This window comes from Phenylobacterium sp. (assembly GCF_031181185.1).
In the GTDB taxonomy this organism is placed as follows: Bacteria; Pseudomonadota; Alphaproteobacteria; order Caulobacterales; family Caulobacteraceae; genus Phenylobacterium.
The window spans coordinates 1-10,946 of record NZ_JAPSKZ010000123.1 but is presented as its reverse complement, the minus strand read 5'-3'; the positions used below and the strand labels follow the sequence as shown (position 1 = coordinate 10,946).

The window sequence follows — 10,946 nt, the reverse complement described above, 5'->3', positions numbered from 1 at the left end:
CCGACCGGGCGCCGCCGGAACTGCGTCCGCTGGTGCCGCTGGACGGCGGCCGCTTCGCGACCTCGGACCTGAACGACCTGTACCGCCGGGTCATCAACCGGAACAACCGGCTGAAGCGCCTGATCGAACTGCGCGCGCCGGACATCATCATCCGCAACGAAAAGCGGATGCTGCAGGAAGCCGTCGACGCCTTGTTCGACAACGGCCGCCGCGGCCGGGTGATCACGGGCGCCAACAAGCGCCCGCTGAAGTCGCTGGCCGACATGCTGAAGGGCAAGCAGGGCCGCTTCCGCCAGAACCTGCTGGGCAAGCGCGTCGACTACTCGGGCCGTTCGGTCATCGTCGTGGGCCCCGAGCTGAAGCTTCACGAGTGCGGCCTGCCCAAGAAGATGGCGCTGGAGCTGTTCAAGCCGTTCATCTACGCGCGTCTGGACGCCAAGGGCCTGTCGGGCACCGTCAAGCAGTCCAAGCGCATGGTCGAGCGTGAGCAGCCGGCCGTCTGGGACATCCTGGACGAGGTGATCCGCGAGCACCCGGTGCTGCTGAACCGCGCGCCGACGCTGCACCGCCTGGGCATCCAGGCGTTCGAGCCCAAGCTGATCGAAGGCAAGGCGATCCAGCTGCACCCGCTGGTCTGCGCGGCGTTTAACGCCGACTTCGACGGCGACCAGATGGCCGTCCACGTCCCGCTCTCGCTGGAAGCCCAGCTGGAAGCGCGCGTGCTGATGATGAGCACGAACAACATCCTGTCGCCCGCCAACGGGCGCCCGATCATCGTGCCGTCGCAGGACATCGTCCTCGGCCTCTACTACCTCTCGCTGGTCAAGGACGGCGAGCCCGGCGAGGGCAAGGCGTTCGCAAGCCTGGGCGAGATCGAAGCGGCTCTCGACGCCGGCGTCGTCTCGCTGCACTCGAAGATCCGCTGCCGCTACACGGAGATGGACGCCGACGGGAACCTCGTGACCAAGGTCATCGAGACCAGCCCCGGCCGAATGAAGATCGCCGCCCTGTTCCCCCGCCACCCGGCGGTGGGCCACCGCCTTCTTGAGAAGAACCTGACCAAGAAGGAAATCGGCAACCTGATCGACACCGTCTATCGGCACTGCGGTCAGAAGGCGACGGTCATCTTCGCCGACCAGATCATGGGTCTGGGCTTCCGCGAGGCGGCCAAGGCGGGGATCTCCTTCGGCAAGGACGACATCGTCATCCCGGCCCGCAAGGCTCCGATCGTCGAAGAGACCCGCAAGCTCGTGGAAGAGTACGAGCAGCAGTACGCCGACGGCCTGATCACCAAGGGCGAGAAGTACAACAAGGTGGTCGACGCCTGGGCCAAGGCGACCGACCGCGTCGCCGACGAGATGATGGCCGAGGTCAGCTCGGCCCCGATCGGCCCCGACGGCCGTCAGGGCGAGATCAACTCGATCTTCATGATGAGCAACTCGGGCGCCCGGGGCTCGCAGGCCCAGATGAAGCAGCTGGGCGGGATGCGCGGCCTGATGGCCAAGCCCTCGGGCGAGATCATCGAGACGCCGATCATCTCGAACTTCAAGGAAGGCCTGACCGTCCAGGAGTACTTCAACTCCACCCACGGCGCCCGTAAGGGCCTGGCCGACACGGCGCTGAAGACGGCGAACTCGGGTTACCTGACCCGCCGTCTGGTTGACGTGGCGCAGGACTGCATCATCACCGAGGAAGACTGCGGCACCACCCGGGGCATCACGCTCCGCGCCGTGGTCGAAGGCGGCGACGTGCTGGTCTCGCTCGGCCAGCGCATCCTGGGCCGCTTCGCGGCCGAGGACGTGAAGGATCCGGGCACCAACGACGTCATCGTTCCCGCCGACACCTATCTCGACGAGAACATGATCGACCTGGTCGAGAGCGCCGGCGTCCAGTCGGTGAAGGTCCGCTCGGTTCTGACCTGCGAGACCAAGACCGGCGTCTGCGGCGCCTGCTACGGCCGCGACCTGGCGCGCGGCACGCCGGTGAACATCGGCGAGGCCGTGGGCGTCATCGCCGCCCAGTCGATCGGCGAGCCGGGCACTCAGCTGACGATGCGGACCTTCCACATCGGCGGCACCGCCCAGGTGGCTGAGCAGTCGTTCTACGAAAGCGCGAACGAAGGCGTGGCCCGCATCACCGGCAACACCGTGGTGTCTCCGGACGGCGCGCTCATCTCGATGAGCCGCAACCTGATGCTCACGGTGCAGGTCGACGGCAAGGACCGGGAATCCTACAAGGTCCCGTACGGCGCCCGTCTGCGGGTGAAGGACGGCGACAAGGTCAAGCGCGGCCAGCGCCTGGCCGAATGGGACCCCTACACCACGCCGATCATCACCGAAGTGGGCGGCAAGGTCCGCTTCGAGGACCTGGTCGAAAACTTCTCGTTCCGCGAGGAGGCCGACGAGGCGACCGGCATCTCGAACCGCGTGGTCATCGACTGGCGCGCCAGCTCCAAGGGCTCGGACCTGCGCCCGGCCATGGCGGTGCTGGCCGAAGACGGCTCGTACAAGCGGATCTCGAACGGCGGTGAAGCCCGTTACCTGCTGCCCGTGGGCGCCATTCTCTCCGTCGGCGACGGCGACGAGGTGAAGCCCGGCGAGGTGATGGCGCGTATTCCGACGGAAAGCGCCAAAACGCGCGACATCACCGGCGGTCTGCCGCGGGTGGCGGAGCTGTTCGAAGCGCGGCGTCCGAAGGACTGCGCGGTCATCGCCGAGATGGACGGCCGGGTCGAGTTCGGTCGGGACTACAAGAACAAGCGCCGCATCAAGATCACGCCGGAAGACGGCGGCGAGGCGGTCGAGTTCCTGATCCCGAAGGGCAAGCACATCGCGGTCCACGACGGGGACATCATCCGCAAGGGCGAGTACCTCATCGACGGCAACCCGGATCCGCACGACATCCTGCGCATCCAGGGCATCGAAGCGCTGGCCGACTTCCTGGTGAACGAGATCCAGGAGGTCTACCGACTGCAGGGCGTGCCGATCAACGACAAGCACATCGAGACGATCGTCCGTCAGATGCTGCAGAAGGTGGAGATCCTCGAGCCGGGCGACACCGGCCTGCTCAAGGGCGACCACCTCGACAAGCTCGAGGTCGACGAAGAGAACGAGAAGGCGGAAGCCCGCGGCGGCCGTCCGGCGCTCACGCAGCCGGTCCTGCTGGGCATCACCAAGGCGTCGCTGCAGACCCGCAGCTTCATCTCGGCCGCCTCGTTCCAGGAGACGACGCGCGTGCTCACCGAGGCCGCCGTCCAGGGCAAGATCGACACCCTGGAAGGCCTGAAGGAGAACGTGATCGTGGGCCGCCTCATCCCGGCGGGCACGGGCTCGTACCTGCGCAACCTGCAGCGCATCGCCGCCAAGCGCGACGAGGCGCTCACCCAGAGCCGCGAAGAAGCGATGGAGCCGCTGCCGGCCGAGATCGCCGACGCCGCAGTGGGCGAGCAGGTCGAGTCGTAAGAGCTCTCTCCAGTAGCCTATGCGTAACGGACGGCCCGGGAGCGATCCCGGGCCGTTTCGTTTTCTGGCTTGGCTGGCGGGCCGGGGCGCCTAGATGATCAGGAGCCCACCAAGAGGACCGCCCTAGTTGCGAGGCCGGCCGGCGGCGCCGCTGATCCCGTGGGGCGAACTCCCCATGCCCTTCATGTGGGAGGCGCCGCCCGGCGGGCTGCGCTGGACATCCCAGTCGAGCTGTGAGCCTGGCGCGCGCACGCGGGACTCCTCGCTGCGCTTGTAGCGGTAGTCGGCTTCCCGCCGGGCGGCCGTGCGCCCGAAGTCGGCGTCCTTGCCCCGCTCAAGCCCCAGGCCGATGAACGGCGCGTCGCGGGCGCCGCGCGCCAGCTGCTGCTCGCACCGCTCGCGCTCCTCGCGGCTGAGGCTGGCCGGGTTGGCGCAGCCGACGAGGCCGCGAAGCGCCTGCCGCGCATTCTCGGCCACCGGATCAGGCGTGATCGTGCGGACGGGCGAGGGGGCGCGTTCGGAACGAGGCTCGGCCTTCGGCTCGGGGGCGACGAGGGGCGCCACCGGCAAGTTCGCTGGCGCGTGCCGCAGCGGCCGGCGGTGCAGGCGGATGGGGGTAGGCGGTCCGCCGGCCTCGGGCGGCGGCACGCGGGGCAGGATCAGCACCGGGATGATCGGCTGGGGCGGGCCCGAGCGCACCTCGGGCGTGCGCAGTCTGGGCACATGCAGCGCCAGCGCCGCCAGAAGGACGACGTGCGCGACGACGGAGATCGCCACGGCATTGTAGGTTCGGCCCCGTCCAGCCGGCCGCATGGCGCTCCAGTCATGGTCAAGCTTGGCCATAAGAGCCTAGCGCGGCCGGCAAGGCGATTTGATGGCGGGGCGACTACCCCAAAGTGAGAGAGCCCGCCAAGGTTGCGCCACGCGCGAGGGACCCGTAACGTCGGCGCCGGGTAGGGGGCTGCCATGTATCGTCATCATCTTCTCGGACTCGCGCTGGCCGCGAGCGTGCCCGCGCTGGCGTGGGCCCAGTCGCCTCCGCCAGCCTCGGCGTTCGCGCGCCTGCCCGCCGTGACCGAGGCGCAGATCTCGCCCGCCGGGCAACGCATCGCCATCCTGGGCGGCGCGCCGGCCGACCGCACCATCGCCTTCACCGTCATCGATCAGCCCGGCATGAACGTGATCAAGCTAGGCGCGGTCGAGACCCTGGGCGTCACCTGGGCCGGCGAGGAATACGCTCTGGCCAGGGTGGCGACCTGGGACAAGGTGGGCCCCCGGGCGGACTACCGCCTGGTCCGGACGGCGGCGATCACGCCCCAGGGCAAGTTCGCCTCCTACCTGCTGAGCGGCCACGCGCTGTCGTCGCAGCTGACCAATCAGTCGATCGTCGGGATTGTGAAGGGCCCGCCGGCGCGGGTGATCGTGACAGGGCTTACGCTGGCCGCCGGTCCAGACCGGGACATGAACACGCGGCTGGCTCGCAAGGGCGAGAGCGGCGACATGCGGGTGCTTGCGCTCTACGCCGTCGATCCGGCGACGGGACGCGGCCCGCCGGTGGAGCGCGGCGACTTCGACATCGAAGGCTGGGAGGTCGACCTGTCGGGCGAGGCCCGGGCGATGTTCAAGGTCGACGAGAACACACAGAAGCGCAGCATCTTCGGCCGGCCGAAGGGGCAGGAGACCTGGAAGCTGCTGCAGAACGGAGAGGACGGCCGCGAGTACCTCGGCTACTCCGACGCCGACGAGAGCTTCTACTTCGCCACCCCTGGGCCCGAGGGCATGCAGGTGACCCGGACCAAGGCGGCCGGGAGCGCGAGCGAGCCAGTGGGCAAGCCCGTGAAGGGCGCCGACCTCGACCTGTTCTGGGACGATCACCGCAACGCGGTGGTCGGCGTCACCGCGAGCGGTGACCAGGCGGCGACCGAGTGGCTGGACCCGACTTTCGCCAACGTGCAGGCTACGGTGTCGCGGGCGTTCAAGGGGCGCCAGACGCGCTTGGCGTCCTGGTCCGAGGACCTGAACCGCTTCATCGTAGTAGCTGAGAGCGCGGATAGTCCGCCGCAGTGGTTCCTGTACGACCGCCCCCGCAAGGAGCTTTCCCCCGTCGGCGAGGAGTACCCGGAGCTGGCGGCTGCGGCGCTCGGGACCACCACCTTCTTCCGCTACAAGGCCCGCGATGGTCTGGAGATACCCGCGTACCTGACGCTGCCGCCCAGCGGGGCTTCCGGCGGCAAGCCGCCGCTGGTCGTGCTGCCGCACGGCGGCCCGGCGGCTCATGACGGGCCGGGCTTCGATTATCTGACGCAGTTCCTGGCCACCCGCGGCTATGCCGTGCTGCGCCCGCAGTATCGCGGCTCGACTGGTTACGGGGCGCCGTTCGAGGCGGCGGGGAAAGGCGAGTGGGGCGGCAAGATGCAGACCGACCTCCTGGACGGCGTCGCCGCGGTCGCCGACCGGGCGGACGCCGGGCGCGCGTGCGTCGTCGGCGCGAGCTTCGGCGGCTTCTCGGCGCTTTCGGGCGCGGTGTTCCATCCGGGCGCCTACCGCTGCGCCGCCTCGATCAACGGCGTGTCGGACTTGGCGGCGCTGATCGGGGAGTACGGAACTGACTTCGGCCACGACTCCAAGGGCTACCAGCTGCTGCGCGCCGAGGTCCGGGCGTCGTCGGCGCAGGGGCTCGAAGCGGTTTCGCCACTGAAGCAGGCGGCGCGCGCCGGCATCCCGGTCATGCTGATCCACGGCGACAAGGACACGACCGTCTCGCCCGAGCATTCCGCGCGAATGGCCGCGGCGTTGGGCCTCGCCGGCAAGCCTGTCGAGCACATCGTGCTGGCGGGCGAGAACCACAACCTGGGCACGACCGCGGCGCGCCAGAAGATCCTCGAGGCGCTGGACGCCTTTCTGACCAAGCATCTTCCCGTCGCACGTCCCTAGGACTCGCGTTGACGGGAGGGCCGCTTCCGACTATGTAGCGCGCTCTTTCGAGACCGGGGATTCTTCTCCTGTCCGATGAGCCGATCCCGCCGGAACGCTCGACAAGGGCGTCCCGGCGAGTTTTTGCGTTCAGCGGACCGGCCTCGAACCTACGAAATCAGGACCCCAACCGAGGCGCCCCGGCCAAACGGCACACGCCTCCCAAGCGAGATTAGATGCCGACAGTCAACCAGCTCATCCGCAAGCCTCGCCAGTCGAAGCCCGCGCGGAACAAGGTCCCCGCCCTGAAGGGCTGCCCGCAGCGCCGCGGCGTCTGCACCCGGGTGTACACGACGACCCCGAAGAAGCCGAACTCGGCTCTCCGGAAGGTCGCCAAGGTGCGCCTGACCACCGGCATCGAAGCGGTGTGCTACATCCCCGGCGAAGGCCACAACCTTCAGGAACACTCGGTGGTCCTGATCCGTGGCGGCCGCGTGAAGGACCTTCCGGGCGTGCGCTACCACATCCTGCGCGGCGTGCTCGACACCCAAGGGGTCAAGGACCGCAAGCAGCGCCGTTCGCTCTACGGCGCCAAGCGTCCGAAGTAAGGATTTATCGAGATGTCCCGTCGCCGTCGCGCAGACAAACGTGAAGTGCTCCCCGATCCGAAGTTCGGGGACCTCGTCGTCACCAAGTTCATGAACTACGTGATGTACGAAGGTAAGAAGGCCGTTGCCGAGAACATCGTCTACGGCGCCTTCGACATCCTGGAAGCCCGCCGCAAGGACATGGGCCCGCTGGAAACCTTCCACGCGGCCCTGGACAACGTGGCGCCGGCCATCGAGGTCCGCTCCCGCCGGGTCGGCGGCGCGACCTACCAGGTCCCGGTGGAAGTCCGCCCCGAGCGCCGTCGCGCCCTGGCGATCCGCTGGCTGGTGAACGCCGCCCGTTCGCGCGGCGAGAACACGATGACCGAAAAGCTGGCCGGTGAGCTGCTGGACGCCTCTTCCAACCGCGGTTCGGCGGTGAAGAAGCGCGAAGACACCCACAAGATGGCCGAAGCCAACCGGGCCTTCTCGCACTACCGCTGGTAAGCGCCCGTCATAGTGAGCTTCCCGGCGCGGGCGGTTTGAGATAAACCGCCCGCGCCGTTCGTTCAGCCTCCCCCGAAATACCTTTTTGCAGAGCTTCCGCTATGCCCCGCACCCACAAGATCGAAGACTACCGCAACTTCGGGATCATGGCCCACATCGACGCGGGCAAGACCACCACGACCGAGCGGATCCTCTACTACACCGGCAAGAGCCATAAGATCGGCGAAGTCCATGACGGCGCGGCCACCATGGACTGGATGGAACAGGAGCAGGAGCGCGGCATCACGATCACGTCGGCCGCGACGACCGCCTTCTGGAACGGCAAGCGCCTGAACATCATCGACACCCCCGGCCACGTGGACTTCACCATCGAGGTGGAGCGCAGCCTGCGCGTCCTCGACGGCGCCGTGACCGTGCTGGACGGCAATGCCGGCGTCGAACCGCAGACCGAGACCGTCTGGCGTCAGGCCGACAAATACAAGGTTCCGCGGATCGTCTTCGTCAACAAGATGGACAAGCTGGGCGCCGACTTCGACAAGTCGGTCGAGAGCATCCGCGACCGCCTGGGCGCGAAGGCCGTTCCGATCCAGCTGCCGATCGGCTCCGAGTCCGCCCTGCGCGGCATCGTCGACCTCGTCCGCATGAAGGCGGTGGTCTGGGACAACGACGGCCTGGGCGCGAAGTACCAGGACGAAGAGATCCCGGCCGACCTGAAGGCCAAGGCCGAGGAAGCCCGCAACTACATGATCGAGAGCGCCGTCGAGCTCGACGACGAGGCGATGGAAGCCTACCTCTCGGGCGAAGAGCCCTCGGAAGAGGTGATCAAGAAGTGCATCCGTAAGGCCGTGCTGACGGGCGCCTTCTATCCGATCCTCTGCGGCTCGGCGTTCAAGAACAAGGGCGTGCAGCCGCTGCTGGATGCCGTCGTGGACTACCTGCCGTCGCCGGTGGACATCCCGCCAACCAAGGGCATCGACTTCCGCACGGAAGAAGAGGTCGAGCGTCGCGCGTCGGACGACGAGCCGCTGTCGGTCCTGGCGTTCAAGATCATGGACGACCCCTTCGTGGGCTCGCTCACCTTCTGCCGCATCTACTCGGGCAAGCTCGAGACCGGCATGGGCCTGCTGAACTCCACGCGCGACAAGAAGGAGCGCGTCGGCCGCATGCTGCTGATGCACTCGAACAACCGCGAGGACATCAAGGAAGCGTACGCCGGCGACATCGTCGCCCTGGCCGGCCTGAAGGAAACCCGCACCGGCGACACGCTGTGCGATCCGAACAAGGCCCCGGTGATCCTGGAGCGCATGGAGTTCCCGGCGCCCGTGATCGAGATCGCCGTCGAGCCCAAGTCGAAGGCCGACCAGGAGAAGCTGGGCGTCGCCCTGGCGAAGCTGGCCGCCGAGGACCCGTCCTTCACCGTCTCGACCGACCACGAGTCGGGGCAGACGATCCTGAAGGGCATGGGCGAGCTGCACCTCGACATCAAGATCGACATCCTGAAGCGCACCTACAAGGTGGAAGCCAACATTGGCGCGCCGCAGGTGGCCTACCGTGAGAGCCTCGGCCGTCGCGCCGAGATCGACTACACGCACAAGAAGCAGACCGGCGGCACGGGCCAGTTCGCCCGCGTGAAGCTGGTGTTCGAGCCGGGCGAGCCGGGTTCGGGCTTCGTCTTCGAGAGCGCGATCGTCGGCGGCGCGGTGCCGAAGGAATACATCCCCGGCGTCCAGAAGGGCCTCGAGTCGGCCAAGGAAAACGGCCTGCTGGCCGGCTTCCCGCTGATCGACTTCAAGGCGACCCTGGTGGACGGCGCCTACCACGACGTCGACTCGTCGGTGCTGGCGTTCGAAATCGCCTCGCGCGCGGCGTTCAAGGAGCTGCGCGAGAAGGGCGCTCCGAAGCTGCTCGAGCCGATCATGAACGTGGAAGTGGTGACGCCCGAGGAATACCTGGGCTCGGTCATCGGCGACCTGAACGGCCGCCGCGGTCAGATCCAGGGGCAGGACGTGCGCGGCAACGCCACGGTCATCAACGCCTACGTTCCGCTGGCGAACATGTTCGGCTACGTGAACAACCTGCGCGGCATGTCTCAAGGCCGGGCTCAGTTCACCATGTTGTTCAGCCACTACGACACGGTGCCGCAAGTCGTCGCCGAAGAAGTGATCAAGAAGTACGCCTAATTCCAACCCTAGCTGAGAGGACAAGCCCGGACAGGGCTGGAGCTTGAAATGGCCAAAGAGAAGTTCGAACGCACGAAGCCGCACTGCAACATCGGCACGATTGGTCACGTGGACCATGGCAAGACGACGCTGACGGCGGCGATCACGATGACGCTGGCGAAGACCGGCGGGGCTACGGCCAAGAAGTACGACGAGATCGACGCGGCGCCGGAAGAGAAGGCGCGCGGGATCACGATCAACACGGCGCACGTGGAATATGAGACGGAGAACCGTCACTACGCGCACGTGGACTGCCCGGGCCACGCCGACTACGTGAAGAACATGATCACGGGTGCGGCGCAGATGGACGGCGCGATCCTGGTGGTTTCGGCGGCGGACGGCCCGATGCCGCAGACGCGCGAGCACATCCTGCTGGCCCGTCAGGTGGGCGTGCCGGCGCTGGTGGTGTTCATGAACAAGGTCGACATGGTCGACGACGCCGAGCTGCTGGACCTGGTCGAGATGGAAGTGCGCGAGCTGCTTTCGTCGTACCAGTTCCCGGGCGACGACATCCCGATCGTGAAGGGCTCGGCGCTGGCGGCGGTTGAAGGCCGCAATCCGGAGATCGGCGAGAACGCGATCCTGGAGCTGATGAAGGCGGTGGACAGCTACATCCCGCAGCCGGAGCGTCCGATCGACCAGCCGTTCCTGATGCCGGTGGAAGACGTGTTCTCGATCTCGGGCCGCGGCACGGTGGTGACGGGCCGGATCGAGAAGGGCATCGTGAAGGTGGGCGACGAAGTCGAGATCGTCGGCATCCGTCCGGTTCAGAAGACGACCTGCACGGGCGTCGAGATGTTCCGCAAGCTGCTGGACCAGGGCCAGGCGGGCGACAACGTGGGCGTGCTGCTGCGCGGCACCAAGCGTGAGGACGTCGAGCGGGGCCAGGTGCTCTGCAAGCCGGGCTCGATCACGCCGCACACCGAGTTCATGGCCGAGGCCTACATCCTGACGAAGGAAGAGGGCGGCCGTCACACCCCGTTCTTCACGAACTACCGTCCGCAGTTCTACTTCCGGACGACGGACGTGACCGGGATCATCAAGCTGAAGGAAGGCGTGGAGATGATCATGCCCGGCGACAACGCCGAGCTGCTCGTCGAGCTGATCACGCCGATCGCCATGGACCAGGGCCTGCGCTTCGCCATCCGCGAAGGCGGCCGCACCGTCGGCGCCGGCGTCGTGGCCAAGATCCTGAAGTAGGATCCTCCACACGCTTCACAGCGTAGAGACTGCAGAGGGCCGCCGGGGAAACCCGGCGT

General features: G+C 67.5%; 7 protein-coding genes. 6 read left to right on the top strand and 1 reads right to left on the bottom strand.

The genetic code is table 11. The annotated features are described in order from the left end of the window. Positions 1–3,461: DNA-directed RNA polymerase subunit beta' (gene rpoC, locus RIF93_RS14435; RefSeq protein WP_309092148.1), on the top strand; the 3,461-nt coding region annotated here is incomplete at its 5' end. Positions 3,462–3,584: 123 nt separating this feature from the next. Here the strand turns inward: rpoC and RIF93_RS14430 are convergent. Beyond that, positions 3,585–4,274, bottom strand: a complete 690-nt coding sequence (locus RIF93_RS14430) for a hypothetical protein (RefSeq protein ID WP_309092147.1) — start codon at positions 4,272–4,274, stop codon at positions 3,585–3,587. A 153-nt stretch (positions 4,275–4,427) separates the two neighbouring features. Between RIF93_RS14430 and RIF93_RS14425 the strand changes: the two genes are divergently transcribed. From RIF93_RS14425 to tuf, 5 genes are all read left to right on the top strand, one after another. Continuing rightward, positions 4,428–6,395 carry an alpha/beta fold hydrolase gene (locus tag RIF93_RS14425; protein WP_309092146.1) on the top strand — a complete coding sequence of 656 codons (1,968 nt, stop codon included), beginning with the start codon at positions 4,428–4,430 and terminating at the stop codon, positions 6,393–6,395. A gap of 215 nt (positions 6,396–6,610) precedes the next feature. Further along, positions 6,611–6,982: a 30S ribosomal protein S12 gene (gene rpsL / locus RIF93_RS14420; RefSeq protein WP_257837985.1), complete on the top strand. Its 372-nt coding sequence runs from the start codon at positions 6,611–6,613 to the stop codon at positions 6,980–6,982. A 12-nt stretch (positions 6,983–6,994) separates the two neighbouring features. Continuing rightward, positions 6,995–7,468, top strand: coding sequence for a 30S ribosomal protein S7 (rpsG, locus tag RIF93_RS14415; protein WP_012521784.1), 474 nt, complete (start codon positions 6,995–6,997; stop codon positions 7,466–7,468). Positions 7,469–7,569: 101 nt separating this feature from the next. Next, the gene (gene fusA, locus RIF93_RS14410; RefSeq protein ID WP_309092145.1) at positions 7,570–9,648 is read left to right on the top strand and encodes an elongation factor G; all 2,079 of its coding nucleotides are present in this window, start codon (positions 7,570–7,572) and stop codon (positions 9,646–9,648) included. 48 nt (positions 9,649–9,696) lie between these two features. Beyond that, positions 9,697–10,887 carry an elongation factor Tu gene (tuf, locus tag RIF93_RS14405; RefSeq protein WP_309092144.1) on the top strand — a complete coding sequence of 397 codons (1,191 nt, stop codon included), beginning with the start codon at positions 9,697–9,699 and terminating at the stop codon, positions 10,885–10,887. Positions 10,888–10,946 lie beyond the last annotated feature (59 nt).